Source organism: Solibacillus sp. NPDC093137 (genome assembly GCF_050280445.1).
Taxonomy (GTDB): domain Bacteria; phylum Bacillota; class Bacilli; order Bacillales_A; family Planococcaceae; genus Solibacillus; species Solibacillus isronensis_B.
In genome coordinates this window covers 1,820,732-1,843,622 of the sequence record NZ_JBNNVH010000001.1, presented here as the reverse complement: position 1 = coordinate 1,843,622, position 22,891 = coordinate 1,820,732, and the positions used below count along the sequence as shown (strand labels likewise).

The 22,891-nt window shown below is 40.3% G+C and carries 22 protein-coding genes; all 22 read left to right on the top strand.

What is annotated here, in order from left to right:
• The first annotated feature begins 5 nt into the window (after positions 1 to 5).
• Positions 6 to 521 carry a TRAP transporter small permease gene (locus tag ACQKN3_RS09420; protein ID WP_413077753.1) on the top strand — a complete coding sequence of 172 codons (516 nt, stop codon included), beginning with the start codon at positions 6 to 8 and terminating at the stop codon, positions 519 to 521.
• Entirely contained in the window at positions 521 to 1,801 is a 1,281-nt protein-coding gene (locus ACQKN3_RS09415) for a TRAP transporter large permease (protein ID WP_251689387.1), read from the top strand. The genes ACQKN3_RS09420 and ACQKN3_RS09415 overlap by 1 nt, the downstream gene beginning before the upstream one ends.
• A 12-nt stretch (positions 1,802 to 1,813) precedes the next feature.
• Positions 1,814 to 3,208, top strand: a complete 1,395-nt coding sequence (gene uxaC, locus ACQKN3_RS09410) for a glucuronate isomerase (protein ID WP_427710977.1) — start codon at positions 1,814 to 1,816, stop codon at positions 3,206 to 3,208.
• A 16-nt stretch (positions 3,209 to 3,224) separates the two neighbouring features.
• A complete protein-coding gene (locus ACQKN3_RS09405; RefSeq protein ID WP_427710975.1) occupies positions 3,225 to 4,640 on the top strand; it encodes a tagaturonate reductase in 1,416 nt (471 codons plus the stop codon).
• Positions 4,637 to 6,130 carry a UxaA family hydrolase gene (locus ACQKN3_RS09400; protein WP_427710973.1) on the top strand — a complete coding sequence of 498 codons (1,494 nt, stop codon included), beginning with the start codon at positions 4,637 to 4,639 and terminating at the stop codon, positions 6,128 to 6,130. The genes ACQKN3_RS09405 and ACQKN3_RS09400 overlap by 4 nt, the downstream gene beginning before the upstream one ends.
• A gap of 200 nt (positions 6,131 to 6,330) precedes the next feature.
• Positions 6,331 to 6,666, top strand: coding sequence for a putative DNA-binding protein (locus ACQKN3_RS09395; protein ID WP_251689378.1), 336 nt, complete (start codon positions 6,331 to 6,333; stop codon positions 6,664 to 6,666).
• A 12-nt stretch (positions 6,667 to 6,678) separates the two neighbouring features.
• The gene (gene ffh / locus ACQKN3_RS09390) at positions 6,679 to 8,037 is read left to right on the top strand and encodes a signal recognition particle protein (RefSeq protein ID WP_251689376.1); all 1,359 of its coding nucleotides are present in this window, start codon (positions 6,679 to 6,681) and stop codon (positions 8,035 to 8,037) included.
• 92 nt (positions 8,038 to 8,129) lie between these two features.
• Positions 8,130 to 8,402, top strand: coding sequence for a 30S ribosomal protein S16 (rpsP, locus tag ACQKN3_RS09385; RefSeq protein WP_008403312.1), 273 nt, complete (start codon positions 8,130 to 8,132; stop codon positions 8,400 to 8,402).
• Between the two features lie 27 nt (positions 8,403 to 8,429).
• Positions 8,430 to 8,663 (top strand): KH domain-containing protein, encoded by a 234-nt coding sequence (locus tag ACQKN3_RS09380; RefSeq protein WP_008403311.1) that lies wholly within the window; start codon positions 8,430 to 8,432, stop codon positions 8,661 to 8,663.
• Positions 8,664 to 8,907: 244 nt separating this feature from the next.
• Positions 8,908 to 9,429 carry a ribosome maturation factor RimM gene (gene rimM / locus ACQKN3_RS09375; protein WP_251689374.1) on the top strand — a complete coding sequence of 174 codons (522 nt, stop codon included), beginning with the start codon at positions 8,908 to 8,910 and terminating at the stop codon, positions 9,427 to 9,429.
• Positions 9,426 to 10,154: a tRNA (guanosine(37)-N1)-methyltransferase TrmD gene (gene trmD, locus ACQKN3_RS09370; protein ID WP_251689372.1), complete on the top strand. Its 729-nt coding sequence runs from the start codon at positions 9,426 to 9,428 to the stop codon at positions 10,152 to 10,154. Before rimM ends, trmD begins: the two co-directional genes overlap by 4 nt.
• Positions 10,155 to 10,285: 131 nt before the next feature.
• Positions 10,286 to 10,630, top strand: a complete 345-nt coding sequence (gene rplS / locus ACQKN3_RS09365) for a 50S ribosomal protein L19 (protein ID WP_008403308.1) — start codon at positions 10,286 to 10,288, stop codon at positions 10,628 to 10,630.
• Between the two features lie 182 nt (positions 10,631 to 10,812).
• Positions 10,813 to 11,376, top strand: coding sequence for a signal peptidase I (lepB, locus tag ACQKN3_RS09360; protein WP_251689370.1), 564 nt, complete (start codon positions 10,813 to 10,815; stop codon positions 11,374 to 11,376).
• 354 nt (positions 11,377 to 11,730) lie between these two features.
• Positions 11,731 to 12,684: a ribosome biogenesis GTPase YlqF gene (gene ylqF, locus ACQKN3_RS09355; protein ID WP_251689369.1), complete on the top strand. Its 954-nt coding sequence runs from the start codon at positions 11,731 to 11,733 to the stop codon at positions 12,682 to 12,684.
• A 113-nt stretch (positions 12,685 to 12,797) separates the two neighbouring features.
• Positions 12,798 to 13,571, top strand: a complete 774-nt coding sequence (locus tag ACQKN3_RS09350) for a ribonuclease HII (protein ID WP_251689367.1) — start codon at positions 12,798 to 12,800, stop codon at positions 13,569 to 13,571.
• Positions 13,572 to 13,575: 4 nt separating this feature from the next.
• Positions 13,576 to 15,498: a hypothetical protein gene (locus tag ACQKN3_RS09345; RefSeq protein ID WP_427710968.1), complete on the top strand. Its 1,923-nt coding sequence runs from the start codon at positions 13,576 to 13,578 to the stop codon at positions 15,496 to 15,498.
• Positions 15,495 to 15,788, top strand: a complete 294-nt coding sequence (locus tag ACQKN3_RS09340; RefSeq protein WP_251689363.1) for an EscU/YscU/HrcU family type III secretion system export apparatus switch protein — start codon at positions 15,495 to 15,497, stop codon at positions 15,786 to 15,788. The genes ACQKN3_RS09345 and ACQKN3_RS09340 overlap by 4 nt, the downstream gene beginning before the upstream one ends.
• A 188-nt stretch (positions 15,789 to 15,976) precedes the next feature.
• Positions 15,977 to 17,158 carry an ADP-forming succinate--CoA ligase subunit beta gene (sucC, locus tag ACQKN3_RS09335; RefSeq protein ID WP_427710965.1) on the top strand — a complete coding sequence of 394 codons (1,182 nt, stop codon included), beginning with the start codon at positions 15,977 to 15,979 and terminating at the stop codon, positions 17,156 to 17,158.
• Entirely contained in the window at positions 17,155 to 18,057 is a 903-nt protein-coding gene (gene sucD / locus ACQKN3_RS09330; protein ID WP_427710963.1) for a succinate--CoA ligase subunit alpha, read from the top strand. The genes sucC and sucD overlap by 4 nt, the downstream gene beginning before the upstream one ends.
• Positions 18,058 to 18,232: 175 nt before the next feature.
• Entirely contained in the window at positions 18,233 to 19,126 is an 894-nt protein-coding gene (gene dprA / locus ACQKN3_RS09325) for a DNA-processing protein DprA (RefSeq protein WP_427710961.1), read from the top strand.
• A gap of 125 nt (positions 19,127 to 19,251) precedes the next feature.
• Positions 19,252 to 21,336, top strand: a complete 2,085-nt coding sequence (gene topA / locus ACQKN3_RS09320) for a type I DNA topoisomerase (protein ID WP_251689356.1) — start codon at positions 19,252 to 19,254, stop codon at positions 21,334 to 21,336.
• 18 nt (positions 21,337 to 21,354) lie between these two features.
• Positions 21,355 to 22,668, top strand: coding sequence for an FADH(2)-oxidizing methylenetetrahydrofolate--tRNA-(uracil(54)-C(5))-methyltransferase TrmFO (gene trmFO, locus ACQKN3_RS09315; RefSeq protein ID WP_340717625.1), 1,314 nt, complete (start codon positions 21,355 to 21,357; stop codon positions 22,666 to 22,668).
• Positions 22,669 to 22,891 lie beyond the last annotated feature (223 nt).

Below are 22,891 nucleotides of genomic sequence, written 5' to 3'. Positions count from 1 at the left end.
ATCGAGTGGCTACTATAAAAAAGGCAAAAAGTATTTTAGACCGCAGCCTAGATTATATTTTAGGAACGATGGTTATTGCGATGACACTGATCATCATCTATCAAATATTTACACGTAACTTTTTAGACTTCACACCGAGATGGACGGAAGAATTGGCATTGCTTTTATTAATTTGGATTGCCTTTATTGGAATTGCAATCGGATTTAGAGACAACTTACATATTGGGGTAGGGGTATTTGTAGGTTTGATGCCAAAGAGCATTCAAAAGAAAATCGATCTCATCACTAAAGTATTGGTAGTTGCAATGAGTATCATTTTTATCTATTACGGCTTCCGTTTTACATTTTTAATGCATGGCTCATTAATGGCCGGTACAAGATTGCCGCAAAGTATTTTATACAGTGCGATTCCTGTCAGTGGTATTTTAACATTCATTTACGGGATTGAAATGTTCTTTAAAGATGCGATTCATGAAGATTTTGATGACGATGCCAAAGAAGCGATGGAGGCGGCTAAATAATGGGGATTGCAATATTACTTGCAGTATTTGTAGTGTTATTACTTTTACGTGTACCGGTTGCACTATGTCTGGCGGTTTCGTCTTTTGTCACTACGATTTATTTAGGGATTGATTTAGCGGCAATTGTACAGCGAATGGTAAGCGGATTGAACAGTTTTTCGCTTATAGCGATTCCATTTTTCATTTTAGCCGGGGAAATTATGAATGAAGGCGGTATTTCACGCCGTTTAATTAATTTGGCGAACGTTATTGTCGGGAAAGTGCGCGGGGGCTTGGCGATGGTAAACGTTTTATCTTCAACATTTTTTGGCGGTATTTCGGGTTCTGCTGTAGCGGACGTATCATCAATTGGTTCTGTATTAATCCCAATGATGAAAAAGCAAAAGTATGATGCGGAATATTCTGTTGCGGTCACTATTTCAAGTGCTGCACAAGGCGTTTTAATTCCACCAAGTCATAATATGATTATTTATTCTACTGCTGCCGGTGGTGTATCGGTTGGTGCATTGTTTATGGGAGGAATCGTTCCGGGTATTGCATTAGGCTTAATTTTAATGATTTTTGCATATGCGATTGCAGTAAAGCGTAATTATCCGAAAGGCGAACCGATTAAACGTGAAGAAGTTCCGAAAATTGTACGTGAAGGTTTATTAGGATTGTTTACAGCGGTTATTATTATCGGGGGTATTTTATCCGGTATTTTCACAGCGACAGAATCTGCGGCAATCGGTGCATTATATGCGTTTATTATTTCATTTTTCGTTTATAAAGATGTGCCGATTTCGGCGATGGGGAACATTCTGAAACGTACTGTCAAAACATTGTCGATGGTACTGTTTTTAATTGCAGCTTCTTCAGCATTCGGCTGGCTGCTTGCATTTTTAAAAGTACCTGCAATGGTTACAGAAACGTTATTGGCTGTTTCACCGAACGATTTTGTTACATTATTAATTATTAATGTCATTTTATTAGTATTAGGTATGTTTATGGACATGGCACCGTTAATTTTAATTGCGACACCCATTTTATTGCCGGTAGCAATCGAAGCAGGTATGGATCCGGTTCAATTCGGTGTTGTATTAATTCTGAACTTAGCGATTGGTCTTGTAACACCGCCGGTTGGTACGTGTCTGTTTGTCGGATGTGCCATCGGTAAAATACCGATCGAAAAAGCAACAAAGGGAATGCTTCCATTTTATGGAGCAATGATTGTTATACTATTATTAATAACGTTTGTTCCAGATATTACGTTAAAACTTCCGGAACTACTATTAAAGTAAGGGGACTAGAATATGACAAAAACATTTTTAGGTGATTCGTTTTTATTGAATAATAAAGTAGCTGAGAAGTTGTATTTCGATTATGCAAAAGATTTACCGATTATTGATTATCACTGTCATTTAAGTCCTCAGGAAATTTATGAGGATAAGCAATTCAAAAATATAACAGAGGCTTGGCTGTACGGTGACCATTATAAATGGCGTGCGATGCGGGCAAATGGGGTTCCGGAGCATCTAGTAACGGGTGATGCGGCTGATTATGAGCGTTTTGAAGCATGGGCAAAAACCGTTCCGTATACAATTGGAAACCCTTTATATCAGTGGACACATCTAGAGCTTCGCCGATTCTTTAATGAAGAAACTCTATTAAATGAAAAAACAGCACGCGCTATTTGGGATAATGTAAATGAACAACTACCTCAAAAAACAGCACGTCAGTTAATTATAGACTCAAAAGTAGAAGTAATCTGCACAACAGATGATCCGATTGATTCACTTGAATATCATATCGCGCTTCAAAAAGATGAGCAGTTTAACGTGAAAGTACTGCCAAGCTTCAGGCCGGATAAAGCATTGGAAATCAATAAGCCGACATTTGCGGCCTGGATTGGATCATTATCGGAAGTAGTCGGTGAAACAATTGATTCTTATGAACAATTGAAAGAAGCTCTTGCAAAACGTATTCAATTTTTTGATGAAGTCGGCGGTAAAGTATCAGACCATGCATTGGATACGATTTATTATGCAGAAGCGACAGAACAAGAAGTGAGTGCTATTTTTGAAAAGGGGCTTGCGGGTGTACAAGTATCGCTGGAAGATGAAGCGAAATATAAAACAGCATTGCTTATCTTTTTAGGAAAGCAATACGCTTCATATAATTGGGCGATGCAATATCATATTTCCGCACACCGCAACAACAATACACGTCAGTTTAATGAATTAGGGCCGGATACAGGCTATGACAGCATTAATGACGGTCCAATCGCAGTACCGCTGACACGTTTACTGGATGCACTTGCACTTGAAGATGCATTACCGAAAACGATTATTTATTCATTAAATCCGAAAGACTATTACGTTATTGCCAGTATAATCGGAAGCTTCCAGGAAAAAGTGCCGGGGAAAATTCAATTCGGTACAGCTTGGTGGTTTAATGATCAAAAAGAAGGAATGCTTGATCAGATGAAAGCACTTGCGAGCATCGGGGTATTCAGCCGCTTTATCGGTATGCTGACGGATTCACGCAGTTTCCTGTCTTATACGCGCCACGAATATTTTAGACGCTTAGTATGTGATCTTATTGGCGAATGGGTTGAAAATGGAGAATTCCCTGAAGATTATGAGCTTCTTGGAAAGGTAGTACAGGATATTTGCTATTACAATGCAAAAAATTACTTTAACTTTTAAATGGGGTGGATGAAGCATGCAACAGTTATCAAACGAAGTGTATACTCGAAAAACAGCTGTCGTAGAGCGTATTGTCCAATTCGGCACGGGGAATTTTCTCCGTGCTTTTGTTGATTGGCTTGTACATGAAGCGAATTTACAGCAGCAACAGGATTTAGGAATTGTTATTGTCCAGTCAACATCAGGAAGTACATCAGAAGTGATCAATGCGCAAGACGGTTTATACACACTTGTTACGCAAGGGATTCAAAATGGTAAGCAAATCAACTATGAACAAGTGATTGAAAGTGTAACACGGAGCATATCACTGCAAAATCAATACGAAGAATATATGAAGCTCGCGGTTTCAGAAGACCTCCAATATGTTGTATCCAATACTACCGAAGCGGGGATTGTTTATGAAGAGCTTCCATTTGATAAACAGCCATCAACAAATTTTGTAGCGAATGTGACTCATTTTTTATGGAAACGCTATGAAACATTCGGCGGAGACCCGTCAAAAGGGCTGATTTTCCTGCCGTGTGAATTAATTGAACAGAACGGTACCGCTTTAAAAAATGGGATTGTAAGCTATGCAAATGCATGGAACCTAGGGCAGAGCTTCATCGATTGGGTAACAAATGCCAATACGTTTTGCAACACACTTGTTGACCGTATCGTACCGGGATTCCCGAAAAGCCAACATGAAGAATTATCGATGAAGCTTGGGTATGTTGACAAATTACTTGTCTCGGCAGAACCGTATTATATTTGGGTAATAGAAAATGAAGAAGCGCTTCATTCTTTTCCGTTAGTTAATAATAAATTTGAAGTAAAGCTTGTAGAAGAATTGAGTTATTACCGGGAGCGCAAAGTGAAAATGCTCAATGGTGCACACTCCGCATTAACACCGCTTGCTATTTTGATGAATATAGATACAGTCGGGCAAGTGATGGAACACCCTGGATTAAGACCGTTTGTTCAACGCTTACTTGCCCAGGAAGTGATACCTACCATTAATGGTGACAAAGAACAGTTAATCATATATCAACAAGCGGTTTTAGAGCGCTTTGAAAATCCTTTTATTGCACATTACGTAAAAAGTATTGCACTCAATGCAATCGCCAAGTTTAAAACTAGAAATATCCCATCGTTACTGGCGTATTATAAGCAATACGAAACACTTCCGAAACATTTAACAACAGCATTGGCTGCCTGGATTTACCTATATCAGACACCGGCAGTATTTTCGCCGCAAGATGCTCCGGAAGCGATTGAGCAAATTAAGGCAAACTCATTAGAGGCTGTATTGCGTAATGAAAATCTTTGGGGAATAGATTTAACCACGATTCCACAACTTGAACAATTTGTCGGGCAGGCAATTGCGGCATTTAAAGAACAACAAACTGCACAGTTTATTGCGGAATTGGAAGAGGAGGTAATGGGATTATGAAAGAAACGATTGTAATTCATCCATCTGATAATGTTGCGGTCGCTTTACGTGCGTTTGAAGCGGGAGAGCCATTTCCCATCGGCCAAGAGCAGATTAATTTGGCACAGGAAGTTACTAGAGGCCATAAAATTGCCACACGTAACATTGAAAAAGGGGAACATATTATAAAATATGGCTATCCGATTGGACATGCTACTGAAGATATTGCAAAAGGAACTGTTGTCCACACGCATAATGTGAAAACAAATTTGCAGGACATCATTAACTATAATTACGACAAGAAAGATATTCCATTAAACTACCCGCAGCGTAATTTAACATTTAAAGGGTACCGACGCAGCAATGGTGAAGTCGGTATACGGAACGAGCTGTGGATTATTCCTTCAGTCGGATGTGTGAATGGTATTGCGGATATGATTATTCGGGAGTTTGAGCAACGCGTAGGAAGTATTGCGCCTTTTGAATCGACACTCGTATTAAAGCATAATTTTGGCTGTTCGCAATTAGGCGACGACCATGAAAATACACGTACTATTTTACTGGATGCAATTAATCATCCGAATGCTGCAGCGGTGCTTGTATTAGGACTTGGTTGCGAGAATAATACAATTGAAGAGATGAAGCAGGAACTAGGTGATTACGATACTTCCCGTGTGAAATTTGTCGTGTCTCAGCAAGTTGATGATGAAGTTGAAGCAAGTGTAGAAGCACTCGTGGAACTTCATGAAGCAGTCCGCAATGACCGCCGAGAAGATATTCCGATTAGTGAATTGCGTATCGGACTAAAATGTGGCGGTTCAGACGGCTTATCGGGTATCACGGCGAATCCGCTTCTAGGCCGTTTCTCCGACTTTTTAGTATCACAGGGCGGCACAACGGTGCTGACGGAAGTTCCGGAAATGTTCGGAGCGGAAACGATTTTAATGAACCGTGCACAAGATGAAGAAACATTTGAAAAGATTGTTTCGCTTATTAATGACTTTAAGCAATACTTCATCGACTACAATCAGCCGATTTATGAAAATCCTTCACCAGGAAATAAAGCAGGCGGGATTACAACGCTGGAAGACAAGTCGTTAGGTTGTACGCAAAAAGCGGGCAGTGCTGAGATTGTAGACGTTTTGAAATACGGCGAACGTTTAAAAAAACGCGGGTTGAATTTATTGAGTGCACCTGGGAATGATCTTGTAGCATGTACAGCACTTGCATCAGCCGGCTGTCAATTAGTACTGTTTACTACAGGTCGTGGTACGCCATTCGGCTCATTTGTACCTACGATGAAAATTTCAACAAACAGTGCTATTTATGAGCAAAAAAAGCATTGGATTGATTTTAACGCAGGGCAAATATTAGAAGATGACGTTGATGAAGATGCGGTACTGGAAGAATTTATTCAATACATTATTGCTGTTGCAAGTGGTGAGCCATTAAATCATGAACGAATGAATTTTAAAGAAATGGCTATTTTTAAAACAGGTGTAACGCTGTAAAAGTATCTTCGCTTTATAGTAATCTTCCTATTATATAAGAAATGGCGATGCTTCCTTTTTCGTGAGAGAGTGTCGTCATTTTTTAAATTTGCTTATCGATGGAAAGAAAAAGGTTATCCATACGGACAAGGGGATTACCTTGACAGTAACTGCCCACAAGATTATGATAAGATAGACAAATTATGATTGGAGAGATAAAAATGCTACTTGAAAAAACAACACGCATGAACTTTCTCTTCGACTTTTATCAAGCGTTATTAACTGATAAACAGCGTAGCTACATGGAACTGTATTACTTGGACGATCACTCGTTAGGAGAAATTGCCGAAAGTTATAGTATTTCACGCCAAGCTGTTTACGATAATATTCGCCGTACTGAGGCGATGCTTGAAGAATATGAAGAAAAACTAAATTTATTCGAAAAGTTTCAACAACGTCAAATCGTGTTAAAACAATTGACGAATGCGATCATGGATGAGGCTTCTACGACAGAGGCGAAACTAGCATTGGTTGAACAACTGAAGGAATCGGATTAGGGGGCGAACGAGTTGGCTTTTGAAGGTTTAGCAGAGCGACTCCAAGGTACGATCCAAAAGATTAAAGGTAAAGGTAAAGTAACGGAACAAGACGTTAAAGAAATGATGCGTGAAGTCCGATTTGCCTTAATCGAAGCGGACGTAAACTTAAAAGTAGTAAAAGAATTCGTTAAAAAAGTTAGTGAGCGTGCAGTCGGCGTCGACGTCATGAAATCATTAACACCTGGTCAGCAAGTCATTAAAATTGTCCAGGATGAATTGAAGAATTTAATGGGTGGCGAACAAAGCCCGATTAAATTCAGCAACCGTCCTCCGACTGTCATTATGATGGTTGGTTTACAAGGTGCAGGTAAAACGACGACTACAGGTAAGTTGGCGAATGTATTACGTAAAAAGTATAATAAAAAACCATTATTAGTAGCAGCAGATATTTACCGTCCAGCCGCTGTTCAGCAATTACAGACAATAGGCAAACAGTTATCTCTGCCAGTATTCTCACTAGGTACAGATGTTTCACCTGTTGAAATTGCACGTCAGGCAATCGAGCATGCAAAAGAAGAGCATTTGGACGTTGTATTAATCGATACAGCTGGTCGTCTTCATATTGATGAAGAGCTGATGCAGGAACTGAAAGACATTCGCGGTTTAAAAGAGCCGGATGAAGTATTTTTAGTTGTTGATGCAATGACTGGTCAAGATGCTGTAAATGTTGCACAAAGCTTTAATGAAACAGTCGGCATTACGGGCGTTGTCTTAACAAAATTAGACGGCGATACTCGTGGTGGTGCGGCACTGTCGATTCGCTCTGTTACTGAGAAACCGATTAAATTTGTCGGTATGGGCGAAAAAATGGATGCGTTGGAACCATTCCATCCTGAGCGTATGGCATCACGTATTTTAGGGATGGGTGATGTACTTTCACTGATCGAAAAAGCACAGGCCAACGTTGATATGGAAAAGGCAAAAGAGCTGGAAGAAAAGTTCATGACACAGAGCTTTACGTTTGATGACTTTATCGAACAACTTCAAGCTGTGAAGAAAATGGGACCACTTGATGAATTATTGAAAATGATTCCAGGTGCAAACAAGATGAAAGGCCTTGACAATGTCAAAGTCGACGAAAAGCAGATGGGACGCATTGAAGCGATTATCTATTCGATGACACCAAATGAAAAGACAAACCCGGAAATCATTTCGGCGAGCCGCAAAAAGCGTATTGCTACAGGTTCAGGGACGTCAATTCAGGAAGTGAACCGCTTATTGAAGCAGTTTGAAGAAATGAAAAAAATGATGAAACAGATGACAGGCATGGCTCAAGGTAAAGGTAAAAAGAAGATGAAAATGCCTGGTTTTGATTCATTATTTAAATAAAAAATAAGGTGTTAAGAAAAAACACTTTACAAACCATCAAGACATTGCTAATATAATATCTTGTGTGAAACTTATTCGGAGGTGCTATAAAAATGGCAGTTAAAATTCGCTTAAAACGTATGGGAGCTAAAAAATCTCCTTTCTATCGTATCGTAGTTGCAGACGCTCGTTCACCACGTGACGGCCGTCAAATCGAAACAGTAGGTACTTACAACCCACTTACAGTTCCAGCTACAGTACAAATCGATGAAGAGAAAGCTCTTAAATGGTTAACTGATGGTGCAAAACCATCTGATACTGTACGTAACCTGTTCTCAGAACAAGGTATCATGGAAAAATTCCATAACGCTAAATACAGCAAATAATTCAATGATTAATTCGGAGGTGGCATTATGCAGCAGCTGATTGAAGCAATTGTGAAACCGTTAGTCGATTATCCTGAAGACGTTCGTATTGAGACGGACGAAACTTCAAATCGAGTTGTTTATAAGCTTTTTGTTCATCCAGAGGATCGAGGGAAAGTAATAGGCAAGCAAGGACGTGTTGCGAAGGCAATTCGTACGATTGTGTACTCAGCAGCGGGCGGCCACCAGAAGAAAAAGACGTATGTCGATATATTGGATTAGTAAAAGAAGGGTGGCATTTTGCTAACCCTTCTTTTTTTGTTATGATAATGTTGTTTTCTGTTACGGTAGGAGTTTATTGCGGTGGCCATAGAAGCATTGTGCATGTGCTCCTGTCGCTCCGCTTTCGTCGCAAAGTAACATTCAAATCAAAAGGCATTTGAATGTTACTTCGCCGCCTTCACTCCAAACAACGGTGTATATAAAAGTTATGTGGTAACAAATTATTATAAAAGGTGGAATATACATGGAATGGTTTAATGTAGGACGTATTGTAAATACACATGGTATTCGTGGAGAGCTGCGAATCTTATCGACAACGGACTTTGAAGAAGAACGTTTTGCGGTAGGATCAAAACTAGCAGCATTCAAAAAAGATGATAAAAAACCGACTTGGGTAACGATCAGTTCATCAAGACGGCATAAAAACTTTATCTTGGTGACATTTGAAGGAATGGAAAACATTAATTTAGTGGAACCATTTAAAGAAGGCCTATTAAAAGTGTCGATGGATCAATTAGCGGAAGATGAGCTTGAAGATAATGAATACTATCACTTTGAAATTAAAGATTGTGAAGTGTTTTCAGAAGAGGGCGAACTGATCGGCGTTGTTACTGATATTTTAGAAACGGGCGCAAACGATGTATGGGAAGTTAAAGCGCAAAATGGTAAGAAACACTACATTCCTTACATTGAGGATATCGTAAAAGATATTGATGTCGATGAAAAGAAAATCGTTATTCACGTAATGGAAGGTTTGTTGGAATGAAGATTCACGTATTAAGTTTATTTCCTGATATGTTCACGGGTGTTTTTGGGTCATCGATTTTAAAAAAGGCTCAGGAAAAAGGTGCCGTTGAGCTAGCGGTAACCGATATCCGGGATTACAGTGAAAACAAGCACAAACAAGTGGATGATTACCCGTACGGCGGCGGAGCGGGAATGGTATTAAAGCCGGAACCGATGTTCAATGCGGTGGAAGCCATTACAGAAGGCCGCAAGCCACGTGTTATTCTCATGTGCCCACAAGGCGAGCGCTTTACGCAGAAGAAGGCAGAGGAGCTTTCAAAGGAAGAAGATTTAGTATTCCTTTGCGGGCATTATGAAGGATATGATGAGCGGATTCGGGAGTATCTAGTAACAGATGAGATTTCGATTGGCGACTTTGTTCTAACAGGAGGCGAGCTACCTGCGATGACGGTAATCGATGCGGTTGTACGTTTGTTGCCGGGTGTACTTGGTCAGGAAGATTCACATATTCAGGATTCATTTTCAACAGGATTATTAGAGCACCCTCATTATACGCGCCCATCTGACTTTAGAGGAATGAAAGTGCCGGATATATTGCTATCAGGTAATCACGCGAAAATAGATGCGTGGCGTGAGGAACAGTCATTCAAGCGTACGTTGGAGCGCAGACCGGATTTATTGGACGCTCTTGAATTAACGGACAAGCAAATGAAAATAATCGAAAAAATTAAGAATGAAATGTAAAGCAAAACTACTTGCAAGCCTAAAACAATTATGGTAAGATTCATTTTGTGCTTCAATGTAAGCACTGAATTACGGTGTTCCGCTGTGGCTTAAATTAGCGTGCATGAGCATCTGTCTAAGGAGAGAAAACAATGTCAAACATTATTACAGAGATCACTAAAGATCAATTACGTTCAGACTTACCTACATTCAAACCAGGTGACACAGTTAAGGTACACGTTAAAATCGTTGAGGGTACTCGTGAGCGTATCCAATTATTCGAAGGTGTAGTTATTAAACGTCGTGGTGGCGGAATTAGCGAAACTTTCACAGTACGTAAAATTTCTTACGGTGTTGGTGTAGAGCGTACTTTCCCAGTACACACTCCAAAAATCGCTAAGTTAGAAGTAGTACGTAAAGGTAAAGTACGTCGTGCTAAACTTTACTACCTACGTAACTTACGTGGTAAAGCTGCTCGTATTAAAGAAATTCGATAAGAACTTTTTAGAAGGGGGCTTGTATAATACAAGTCCCTTTCTTTCTTTAAGTAAAAAATGTGTATTAACATGTGATTTTGACAATAAACTATAGATAATATGATGTAATAATTTAGATTAGATTTTTGCTTGATATACATATTTCGTATACAATAAATGTGATGAGCAAGGGGGATAGCTACGTGGAAAAAACTGAAAAAGAAAAAAATGAGCTTTGGGAATGGACGAAAGCTCTACTGATTGCGTTTGCGATTGCCGCATTTATTCGTTACTTTTTATTTACACCGATTGTAGTAGACGGGGATTCAATGATGCCTACCCTTGAAAATGGAGATCGTATGATCGTCAACAAATTCAGCTATAAAATCGGCGAACCCGACCGTTTTGACATTGTCGTATTCCACGCACCTGAACAAAAGGACTATATTAAACGTGTCATCGGTGTTCCAGGGGACTTTGTAGAATATAAGGATGATCAATTATACATTAATGGTGAACCGATCGACGAACCGTATTTGGACGCTTATAAGGCCGAAATTAGCGAAGGCAACTTAACAGGTGACTTCTCGCTGAAAGATATCGATCCGTCACTGGACGTAATTCCGGAAGGCTACGTATTCGTAATGGGCGATAACCGTCGCTTCAGTAAAGACAGCCGCCATATTGGAATCGTCGAACAGAAAGAAATTATCGGCAATACGAACATCATTTTCTGGCCGTTAAACGAAATTGAAATCGTAAAGTAAAATTTATCGGATTTTCATCAATAGATGAGGATGACTTAACTAAATGTCATAGCGGTTGATTGGAATGGAGGGGGAGGCGAGTTGATTTCGCTTTCTCATTTATCAAGTCGTTGCTTCTGCGGTGGCCGCATTAAATTGCAGCCATCCTCGGCGCAAAGAATTAGTTACAAACAAGTTTGACTCTAATTCTTGCCCGCGGAAAGTGTCTGCCCTGTAATGGAAATCAACCCCATATTTGATGAAGGATCATTTATCGCAATAAATATTAAATATTGTCTAAAATGAGGGGGCAGTTTAAACTCCTCATTTTTTTGTTGAGAATAGAAGTATGTAATTTACAGGAGGTTATACATTATGACAATTCAATGGTTTCCAGGACATATGGCAAAGGCGCGCCGTCAAGTATCGGAAAGTTTAAAGCTTGTCGATATCATTTTTGAGCTTGTCGATGCGCGTTTACCATTATCTTCACGTAATCCGATGATCGATGAAGTCATTCATCAAAAACCGCGCCTGCTCGTTTTAAATAAACAAGATATGGCCGATGAGCAGGAAACACGCCGCTGGATTCAATATTTCGCCGACAGAGGCTTTAAAGCAGTAGCGATTAACTCGTTGGAAGGGAAAGGCTTACAGGCGGTTACAAAGGCCGCACAGGAGATTTTGGCGGATAAATGGGAGCGCATGAAATCAAAAGGAATGAAGCCCCGTGCCATCCGCGCAATGATTGTAGGTATTCCGAATGTCGGGAAATCAACTTTAATCAACCGTTTAGCGAAGAAAAACCTTGCGAAAACAGGAAATATGCCGGGTGTTACAAAAGCACAGCAATGGATTAAAGTCGGTAAGGAAATTGAACTTCTGGATACTCCGGGTATTTTATGGCCGAAGTTTGAAGATCAGGAAGTCGGCTATAAGCTTGCTTTGACTGGTGCGATTAAAGATACAATTATGAATATGGAAGACTTGGCTGTATACGGCTTACGTTTTTTAGAAACTCACTATCCAACACGCATGGAAGAACGCTATAAAATTTCAGCAGTATCCGAAGAACTTGTCGAAACATTTGATGCAATTGGAAAGTTGCGCCGTGTATTTGGACAAGGCGGAGAGATTGACTATGATCAAGTCTCCGTATTAGTTGTACGCGACATTCGTGAACAGAATCTTGGGAAACTCACATTTGATTTTGTTTCCGAGCAACTTGAAAAAGAGCAATTGGAAGAAGCGATTGCGCTGGAAAATGAAGAGCGCCGGAAAAAAACTGCCGCGCTAAACCGCCAGAAAAAGCAAGAAAGCAACGAATAAAGTGGAATAATAGACAGTCAAAACCTTTTTCATTTATTTGAGAAAGGTTTTTTCTTTTATAATAAGAAAAGTAGACGATATAACAAGAAGATTGATAGATTTGAGGACTTTATATGAAAACAATTAAAGAGATTACAGAAGCATTAAAAACAGCAGCACAAATCGAGCCATGGATGGATTATATAGTAAAGGATGAACGGGCAGGCGTCCAAAAAGCATGGATGCAATTTCAAAAACGCCTGGAAAAGATAGAAGCACTCCAACAAGCACATAATGAAAAACTGCAATTTGACGCAAGCTATTTACCATATGAAAATGCCTATATTGCAGGCACAGACGAAGCAGGCCGCGGACCACTCGCGGGACCTGTCGTAACCGCGGCCGTTATATTGCCGAATTATTGCCAGGAACTGATTGGCGTAAACGATTCCAAACAATTATCAAAAGAAAAACGTAATCAGTTTGCTGAACGGATTAAAAAACATGCATTATATTATTCTGTTCATTTTCAAAGTGCCGAAGAAATCGATCGCCTTAACATATATGAAGCAACACGCCAGTCAATGTTAAAAAGTATCGAAACACTTGAAGTCAAACCGAACTTCATATTGGCTGATGCGATGACACTTTCGACGTCGATTCCGCAAGCATCCATCATAAAGGGGGATGCACGCAGCCTGTCAATCGCAGCAGCATCTATTTTAGCGAAAACGGCACGTGATGACTATATGGAAAAGCTGGATTGCGAATATCCGCAATACGGTTTTGCGCAGCATGCCGGGTACGGAACAAAGCAGCACTTGGAAGCAATTGCCCAATATGGACCGACAGAACATCATCGAAAAACATTTGAACCGATTAAATCAATGCTTCAAAGAAGGGAGTAACGGCATGAACTTCTCATCGTTTAATGCAATCCAAACTAATACTTCGCAGCAAGTAACAGCAAACCAGCCATTATCGTTAAGACAGGATCAGGTATTTCACGGGACGATTAAGCAGCTCTACCCAAATCAGATGGCAGAAGTCCAAGTGGGCAATCAAAAGCTCATGGCAAAGCTGGAAGTACCTTTAAAGCTAGGCGATGCACATTTTTTTCAAGTGACAGCGACAAATCCGCAAACAGAATTAAAAGTAGTAACTGGACCGATGTCGCAATCAATGACAGCCGGCCAGCAGATGTCCCAGCTGCTTGAAACAATGAATTTGCCGAAATCGAGTGAAATGCAGCAAGTACTTTCGCATTTTATGAAAGCCCAGTTACCCCTTGCAAAAGAACAGCTCATAGCCGCGGAAAGCTGGATGAAAAACTTGCCTGCAGGAGTAGATAAGAATAATGAACTTCACGCACTGCAGCGAATGGTGGAGCTGAAAATGCCTTTTACAAATACCGTATTTCAAGCATTGACTCAAGGAATCAAAACAGATGGCATGTCGGCAAATTTAGCCAATTTGGCGCAGCTCTTGGCATCTCAATCTGGAGGGAATGAAACGATCAAATCATCGCTATTACAGCAAATTGACCAGCTGGCAAAGCCGTTGAACAATGAAACAGGCGGTATCCTCCTTGCAAGGGCGACTCAAAATTTACTGGATAATAATTCATCGATTGCATCGAAACTTCAATCGCTGACGGTATTAAAAGAAGCGGGTATTTTACCGCAAAATGCAACTTTGCAAAATTGGCAAACGGTAAATCAGCAAGGAAACCAACAGACGATGAATCCATTACAGGCTGCTGTAACACCGCTATTAAAAGGGGCGGGCCAAATGCTGCAGCAGCTCGGGCAAACGAACCCTGAACAAATAAAACCGATGTTAGAGCAAGTAAAAGCATGGATTAATAACGAAAGCTTATTAACGTCAACGCAAAAGCAGCAACTACAGCAATTACTGTCACGTTTTGAACAGATTCCGGCTTCAAAGCCAGCTGTGGAAGTATTGGTAAATCAACTACGGCAGCAACTGACAAACGCATACAGTGAAAATGTAACGACGCGATTATTTATGCAAAATGATCAAGGGCTGTCCGCGAAGGATCAATTGCTCACGTTACTGAAGCCAGAGACAAATTTACCGAATGCCGATCAGCTGTTGCGCAATTTAGTGAAAGTGACGGCTGACAGTCCGCAGCCTGTGATGCAAAGTGCGCTCACACAAGCAGAAGGTCAAGTACAGGCTGCGGTTGATAGTCGTGCGATGGAACAGGCAATAAAGACTGTCTTAAAAGGGCTTGGCGTCAGCTATGAGGCGGCGCTGGCGAATAAGGCAGGGGATATACAGGCAATTGCCCAACAAATAAAGCCGCAATTATTAGCGCTACTTCAAGATATCCAAACACCGGTTGCAATAAAGGATGCTGCTGAAATGGTGATGGCCAGACTAAATGGGATGCAGCTCAATTCAGGGGAAAACGGACATCAGCATCAGCTTGTCATGCAAGTGCCGTTGGATTTCTTCGGCAAGAAAATGGATGCCACATTGCAATGGAATGGTCGTATGAAAGAAGATGGTAAAATTGATGCCAATTTTGCCCGCATTCTATTTTATTTAAATATGGAAACCTTGCAGCAGACTGTAATCGATATGCAAGTACAAAACCGTGTCGTCACAATTAATATATATAATGATATGCCAAATTTAGATTCGTTGGCGACTTCCCTGAAAGGAACGTTAAAGGCAGGGTTGCTGGAAAAAGACTATACATTATCCGGACTGTTTATCAAACCTTTTGGAGAACAAGCAGGAAAAACTGTCACAAAACTGTCAAATCAGCAAGAAGACGAGCAAGGAGGGGTAGATATCCGCGTATGACCGAAAAAAAATATATACGAAAAGAAGCGATCGCCCTTTCCTATGATCCGCAGAAAAGCAGTGGACCGACAGTTGTCGCGAAAGGAAAAGGGAAAATTGCGGAAAATATATTAGAAAAAGCAGCAATGCATGAAGTACCTGTTTATGAAGACCCCAACTTGGTGGAACTGTTGGGCCAGCTTGATTTGAACACATCCATCCCGGAAGAACTTTACCAAGCAGTGGCCGAAGTTTTTGCCTTTATTTATCATTTGGACGAAAAGCAGAAGTTAACTTCTAAAAATAAATAACCGGTATTTTATTATTTTTATGTAGAGTATATCTTTCGGAAAATTAGAAAATATCTATACAAAGAATATTTTGACATAAAGCAAACTAAAAATTGCTTGTGTGACAAATATAGACATTGTCTGAATAATTGTATAAAATAGATTATGTTAGTAGAATAATTTCCAAATGTCCGATGGGAGGATGTATCATGAATATCCATGAGTATCAAGGGAAAGAGATATTAAGACAATACGGTGTAGCGGTTCCAAGAGGAAGTGTCGCGTTTTCACCAGACGAAGCAGTAAAAGCAGCAAAAGAGCTTGGATCAAACGTAACAGTAGTAAAAGCACAAATTCATGCAGGGGGCCGCGGTAAAGCGGGGGGCGTTAAAATTGCAAAAAACCTTGATGAAGTTCGCTCTTTCTCTAAAGAATTGTTAGGCAAAATTTTAGTAACTCACCAAACAGGTCCAGACGGTAAAGAAGTAAAACGTCTTTATATAGAAGAAGGTTCGGACATTAAAAAAGAGTATTACTTAAGTTTAGTATTAGACCGTGCAACTTCTAGTGTAGTAATGATGGGTTCTGAAGAAGGTGGTATGGATATCGAAGAGGTAGCCGAGACTAATCCGGAAAAAATCTTCAAAGAAGTGATTGACCCGGTTACAGGATTAAATGCTTTCCAGGCGCGTCGTATGGCGTTCAATATGAATATCCCTGCTAAGCTAGTAAATAAAGCAGTAGGGTTAATGCTTGGTATTTACAAAGCATTTATCGATAAAGATGCATCTACAGTAGAAATCAACCCGCTAGTTGTAACTGGTGATGATCAGGTAGTGGCGCTTGATGCAAAATTCAACTTTGATGCAAACGCTTTATATCGTCACAAAGATATCGTAGAATTACGCGATTTCGATGAAGAAGATCCAAAAGAAATTGAAGCATCTAAATATGATTTAAGTTATATTTCGTTAGACGGCAATATCGGCTGTATGGTAAATGGTGCAGGTCTTGCTATGGCGACGATGGATACGATTAGTTACTACGGCGGATCACCCGCAAACTTCCTTGACGTTGGGGGCGGTGCAACAGCTGAAAAAGTAACAGAAGCTTTTAAAATTATTTTATCAGACAAAAATGTAAAAGGAATTTTCGTTAACATTTTTGGTGGAATCATGAAGTGCGACATCATTGCAAGTGGTGTTATCACGGCTGCAAAAGAAGTCGGCTTAGAAGTTCCATTAGTAGTACGTTTAGAAGGGACTAACGTAGAGCTAGGTAAAAAGATGTTAAATGAATCTGGTTTAAACATTGTGGCAGCTGACTCAATGGCGGACGGCGCACAAAAAATCGTGAAATTAGTTGAAGCTGAAGGCGGGGTAACGGCATGAGTGTGTTCATTAATCAAGAGACAAAAGTAATCGTACAAGGGATTACTGGGGAAACAGCCCTTTTCCATACAAAACAAATGCTTGAATACGGAACGAAAATCGTTGCAGGGGTAACACCAGGTAAAGGTGGCCTTGAAATCGAAGGTGTTCCTGTATTCAATACAGTACAAGAAGCAGTCGATGCGACAGGTGCAAATGTATCTGTTATTTACGTACCGGCACCATTTGCGGCTGATGCTATTATTGAAGCAGTTGATTCGGATTTGGATATGACGATTTGTATTACTGAACATATTCCGGTACTTGATATGGTTAAAGTAAAGCGCTATATGGAAGGCAAGAAAACACGTTTAGTTGGTCCAAACTGTCCGGGTGTTATTACTGCTGATGAGTGTAAAATCGGTATTATGCCAGGCTACATTCATACAAAAGGACATGTAGGCGTAGTTTCACGTTCTGGTACATTAACTTATGAAGCGGTACACCAACTGACTCAGGCAGGTATTGGTCAAACAACGGCGGTAGGAATCGGGGGAGACCCGGTAAATGGGACAAACTTTATCGATTGCTTAAAAGCATTCAACGAAGACCCGGAAACTTATGCGGTTGTCATGATTGGTGAAATTGGTGGTACAGCGGAAGAAGAAGCTGCTGAATGGATCCAGGAAAACATGACTAAACCGGTAGTAGGCTTTATCGGTGGCCAAACAGCTCCTCCAGGAAAGCGTATGGGTCACGCAGGTGCCATTATTTCCGGCGGTAAAGGAACAGCTGCAGAGAAAATCAAAGCAATGAATGCAGCGGGTATTGAAGTAGCTCCGACGCCTTCTGTAATCGGTGAAACACTGATTAAAGTAATCCAAGAAAAAGGCTTGTACGAAGCTTGTAAAACACATTAAAATGGAAGATGTAGCGGTCGCCTCGCTACATCTTTTTCATATGTCTCCATATATTAGGTTCAATAAACGGGTTATGAGCCCGAATTCATTGGCTACACTATGTTTTACACAATGCTTACCTCACAATTAAAAACTGCGGTCATCTGAATTTCTTCTATTAAAAAGGAGTGTCGAAATGACCAACCCAATAAATGAACAATTACTGAAACTGCATTATATTCTTCCTCTCTCCTGGAAAAAAGTCCGAAATTTTATGAAAATTACAGATGATTTCGACGAAATATTGCATATTTCGCCAAAATTTTTAGCGGTCCAGCTAAATATAAAAGAAGAAAAAGCCTCACAGCTCATAAAACATTATAAAGAGCTCATACCAAGGTCGATGGCAACTTATTATGGCCAACATAATATAACGGCCATTCCCTATACGAATCCTTTATATCCGGAACGCTTAAAACAACTGTTCGATGCACCTTCTGTTATTTATGCTAAAGGTGATATTCAGTTACTGAACAGACCGAAAATGCTTGCGGTCATCGGTTCAAGGGCAGCGACTAGCTATAGCGAGGACGCGTTGAATTTCATTGTTCCCCCGCTAATTCGTGAGCAATATGTTATAGTGAGCGGTCTTGCAAAAGGAGCAGACCGACTTGCACATGAAGCAACAATCCGATATGGTGGAAAGACAGTAGGTGTTTTAGGCCATGGCTTTTTCCATAGTTATCCGCCTCAAAATAAAGAGCTAAATGCATTTATGGCACGTGAGCATTTACTTGTAACAGAATATCCACCCTATGTCGGTGTGCAAAAATGGCATTTCCCTGCACGAAATCGTATTATTAGCGGATTGAGCGAAGCGCTGGTCGTAACGGAAGCCGCACTGAAAAGCGGAACACTTATAACAACGGAGCTTGCTCTTGAACAAGGAAAAGATGTTTTTGCAGTGCCGGGAAATATTTTTAGCGAGCAGTCAAGAGGGACAAATAAATTAATAAAAGAAGGCGCAATTCCAGTGTGGGATGGCTTTCAAATCTTAGAGGAAATCCAATTGTTTTCAAAATCACGTTGAAAAAAAGTTGCAATATTAGCCAATCTGTTATACATTTTGCAACAGGAAAAGCTTTGACAAACATGGACAGCTTCATGTGAGTGAATATAAGAAAAATAACTATACCTCTATAAGGAGGACAACAGATGGCAGATTATTTAGTAATTGTTGAATCACCTGCAAAGGCGAAAACAATTGAACGATATTTAGGAAAAAAATACAAAGTAAAAGCTTCGATTGGACATGTACGTGATTTACCACGTAGTCAAATGGGAATCGATACCGAAAATAACTATGATCCAAAATATATTACGATTCGCGGTAAAGGTCCGGTACTTCAGGAACTGAAAACAGCGGCAAAAAAAGTGAAAAAGATTTATCTCGCAGCCGATCCAGACCGTGAAGGGGAAGCAATTGCCTGGCATTTAGCCACTGCTTTAAACGTTGATATTAATTCAGATTGCCGGGTCGTATTTAACGAGATTACGAAAGAAGCAATTTTAGAGAGCTTCAAGCACCCGCGTCCGATTAATATGGATTTAGTCGATGCACAGCAAGCACGTCGGATTTTAGACCGTCTAGTAGGCTACAATATTAGTCCGATCCTTTGGAAAAAGGTTAAGAAGGGCTTATCGGCAGGACGTGTACAATCTGTTTCATTGCGTTTGATTATTGACCGTGAAAATGAAATTAAAAACTTCGAGCCGGAAGAATACTGGTCGATCGAAGCAAGCTTCGAGAAAAACAAAAAGCAATTCGATGCCTTTTATTACGGAAACGGCAAAGAAAAAATTAAATTAACAAATGAACAACAAGTAAAAGATATATTAAAAGGTGTAAAAGGCTCAGAATTTGAAGTGATGAATGTTGTAAAAAAAGAACGGAAGCGCAATGCGTCTCCGGCTTTCACGACTTCTTCACTTCAACAGGAAGCTGCACGTAAGTTAAACTTCCGCGCTAAGAAGACAATGATGCTTGCACAGCAGCTTTATGAAGGTATTGAGCTAAGCAAAAAAGAGGGTGCTGTCGGATTAATTACGTATATGCGTACCGATTCAACGCGTATTTCTGATACAGCAAAAACAGAGGCTAAGTCATATATCGAAACAAAATACGGCAAAGATTTCATTGCCGGGGAGCAAAAGCAGGCGAAAGCGAAGGCAAATGCACAAGATGCCCATGAAGCGATTCGCCCAACGAGTGCAATGCGTACACCAGAGGAGCTCAAAGCTATTTTAAGCCGTGACCAGCTGCGATTGTATCGTTTAATTTGGGAGCGCTTTATCGCAAGTCAAATGGCACCAGCTGTACTTGATACCGTGACAGTTGATTTGCAAAACAATGATGTATTATTCCGTGCGAATGGTTCTCAAGTGAAATTTGCCGGGTTTATGAAGCTTTATATTGAAGGCACAGACGATCAGGAAGAAGAAACAAATAAGCTTTTACCTGAAATGGAAATCGGAGATAAAGTAAAGTCGCTTGAAATCGAACCGAAGCAGCACTTCACTCAGCCACCTCCTCGCTATTCAGAAGCGCGTCTAGTAAAGACATTGGAAGAGTTAGGCATAGGCCGTCCATCGACATATGCCCCAACACTGGATACTATCCAAAAGCGCGGTTATGTGCAGCTAGATGCGAAACGCTTTGTGCCGACTGAACTTGGAGAAATCGTTCATCAGGCAACATTGGAATTTTTCCCGGAAATCATCAACATTGAATTTACCGCACAGATGGAGCACAATCTTGATGAAATTGAAGAAGGCATTACACAATGGGTAAATGTCATCGATGAATTTTACAAAGACTTTGAACCACGGGTGAAATATGCGGATGAAGTAATGGAAAAAATCGAAATTAAAGATGAGCCAGCTGGAGAAGACTGCGAAAAATGCGGTGCGCCAATGGTATTCAAGCTTGGACGTTACGGTAAATTTATGGCTTGTTCAAACTTCCCGGATTGCCGCAACACAAAAGCGATTGTAAAACCGATCGATGTTAAATGTCCTTCATGTGAGACAGGTGAAATTGTTGAGCGTAAATCCAAAACAAAGCGCATTTTTTACGGATGCAATCAGTATCCGGAATGTGACTTCGTATCATGGGATAAGCCGATTAGTAGACCTTGTCCGAAATGTAGTGCATTATTAGTGGAGAAGAAATTGAAAAAAGGTGTTCAAATTCAGTGTACAAACAGTGAATGTGATTATGAAGAAACACCGTCACAATAAAATGAAGAGGTAACAAAAATGACACAACAAGTAGTAAATGTAATTGGTGCAGGTTTAGCCGGTTCAGAAGCAGCTTGGCAAATTGCGAAGCGCGGTGTGAACGTACGTTTATATGAAATGCGCCCAGTAAAGCAAACACCAGCACATCATACAGATAAATTCGCTGAGCTAGTATGCTCAAACTCTTTACGTGCAAACGGACTGACAAATGCTGTTGGTGTAATTAAAGAAGAAATGCGTAAATTGGACTCTGTTATTATTGCAGCTGCAGACAATAGCTCTGTACCTGCAGGCGGTGCTTTAGCAGTAGACCGTCATGAATTTGCTGGTATCGTAACAGAAAAAGTGAAAAACCACCCATTAATCGAGGTAATCAATGAAGAGGTAACTGAAATTCCGGAAGGCATTACAGTAATCGCAACAGGTCCATTAACTTCTGAAGCGTTGGCAAAACAAATTCAGGGCCTTACAGGAGAAGACTATTTGTACTTCTATGATGCGGCAGCGCCGATCATTGAAAAAGATTCAATCAATATGGATAAAGTATACTTGAAATCACGTTATGACAAAGGTGAAGCGGCATATTTGAACTGTCCGATGACAAAAGAAGAATTCAATGCTTTCCGTGAAGCACTTATAACAGCGGAATGTGCACCTTTAAAAGAATTCGAAAAAGAAAAGTATTTCGAAGGGTGTATGCCAATTGAAGTAATGGCAGCACGCGGCGAAAAGACAATGACATTTGGACCGATGAAGCCGGTTGGTCTGGAAGATCCGAAAACGGATAAACGTCCATATGCTGTTGTTCAGTTACGACAAGATGATGCAGCGGGAACACTTTATAATTTAGTAGGTTTCCAAACACATTTAAAATGGCCCGAACAAAAGCGTGTATTCTCGATGATTCCTGGCTTAGAGAACTTGGAAATTGTACGCTACGGCGTAATGCACCGTAATACATTTATCAATTCACCAAAAGTGCTGACACAGACATATCAGTTGAAAGCACGTCCGAACCTTTTCTTCGCAGGTCAAATGACAGGTGTTGAAGGTTATGTAGAATCAGCCGGAAGTGGTCTGATTGCTGGGATTAATGCAGCACGTATGGCTTTAGGTCAAGAATTGCTTTACTTCCCGCATGAAACAGCATTAGGTGCAATGGCTCGATACATTACACATACAGATGCGAAAAATTTCCAGCCGATGAACGTGAATTTCGGGATTTTCCCTGAACTTGGCGAGCGCGTCAAATCAAAGCCGGAGCGTGCTGAACGCCATGCTAACCGTGCATTAGAATCAATTCAGAATTTTATTAATAATCAGGCAATTTAATTGCGGAAAGCCCTTAAAGACTGTTATACTTTAGGGGCTTTTAATTTTGCGGTGATTATTGTTGTAAATGGCTATAAAAATAAGTATTACTTGACATGATATTGCGAAATTTGTCGAATAATACAAAGAAGTTGAATAACTCCAGCAAATTTTACTTGAAAAGTATTCACAATAGGTATAGTGTCAATATGTGTGTTTTTTTAGTAGGAAAATAAAAATATTT

What these genes read in the sequence shown, in the direction of transcription:
- rimM (WP_251689374.1), top strand. Translation starts at nt 8,908, where the DNA reads ATGGAATGGTTTAATGTAGGACGTATTGTAAATACACATGGTATTCGT.
- ACQKN3_RS09395 (WP_251689378.1), top strand. Translation starts at nt 6,331, where the DNA reads ATGCTACTTGAAAAAACAACACGCATGAACTTTCTCTTCGACTTTTAT.
- rplS (WP_008403308.1), top strand. Translation starts at nt 10,286, where the DNA reads ATGTCAAACATTATTACAGAGATCACTAAAGATCAATTACGTTCAGAC.
- ACQKN3_RS09380 (WP_008403311.1), top strand. Translation starts at nt 8,430, where the DNA reads ATGCAGCAGCTGATTGAAGCAATTGTGAAACCGTTAGTCGATTATCCT.
- trmFO (WP_340717625.1), top strand. Translation starts at nt 21,355, where the DNA reads ATGACACAACAAGTAGTAAATGTAATTGGTGCAGGTTTAGCCGGTTCA.
- sucD (WP_427710963.1), top strand. Translation starts at nt 17,155, where the DNA reads ATGAGTGTGTTCATTAATCAAGAGACAAAAGTAATCGTACAAGGGATT.
- sucC (WP_427710965.1), top strand. Translation starts at nt 15,977, where the DNA reads ATGAATATCCATGAGTATCAAGGGAAAGAGATATTAAGACAATACGGT.
- dprA (WP_427710961.1), top strand. Translation starts at nt 18,233, where the DNA reads ATGACCAACCCAATAAATGAACAATTACTGAAACTGCATTATATTCTT.
- ACQKN3_RS09405 (WP_427710975.1), top strand. Translation starts at nt 3,225, where the DNA reads ATGCAACAGTTATCAAACGAAGTGTATACTCGAAAAACAGCTGTCGTA.
- ACQKN3_RS09415 (WP_251689387.1), top strand. Translation starts at nt 521, where the DNA reads ATGGGGATTGCAATATTACTTGCAGTATTTGTAGTGTTATTACTTTTA.
- uxaC (WP_427710977.1), top strand. Translation starts at nt 1,814, where the DNA reads ATGACAAAAACATTTTTAGGTGATTCGTTTTTATTGAATAATAAAGTA.
- trmD (WP_251689372.1), top strand. Translation starts at nt 9,426, where the DNA reads ATGAAGATTCACGTATTAAGTTTATTTCCTGATATGTTCACGGGTGTT.
- topA (WP_251689356.1), top strand. Translation starts at nt 19,252, where the DNA reads ATGGCAGATTATTTAGTAATTGTTGAATCACCTGCAAAGGCGAAAACA.
- ylqF (WP_251689369.1), top strand. Translation starts at nt 11,731, where the DNA reads ATGACAATTCAATGGTTTCCAGGACATATGGCAAAGGCGCGCCGTCAA.
- ACQKN3_RS09345 (WP_427710968.1), top strand. Translation starts at nt 13,576, where the DNA reads ATGAACTTCTCATCGTTTAATGCAATCCAAACTAATACTTCGCAGCAA.
- ACQKN3_RS09400 (WP_427710973.1), top strand. Translation starts at nt 4,637, where the DNA reads ATGAAAGAAACGATTGTAATTCATCCATCTGATAATGTTGCGGTCGCT.
- rpsP (WP_008403312.1), top strand. Translation starts at nt 8,130, where the DNA reads ATGGCAGTTAAAATTCGCTTAAAACGTATGGGAGCTAAAAAATCTCCT.
- ACQKN3_RS09350 (WP_251689367.1), top strand. Translation starts at nt 12,798, where the DNA reads ATGAAAACAATTAAAGAGATTACAGAAGCATTAAAAACAGCAGCACAA.
- ACQKN3_RS09340 (WP_251689363.1), top strand. Translation starts at nt 15,495, where the DNA reads ATGACCGAAAAAAAATATATACGAAAAGAAGCGATCGCCCTTTCCTAT.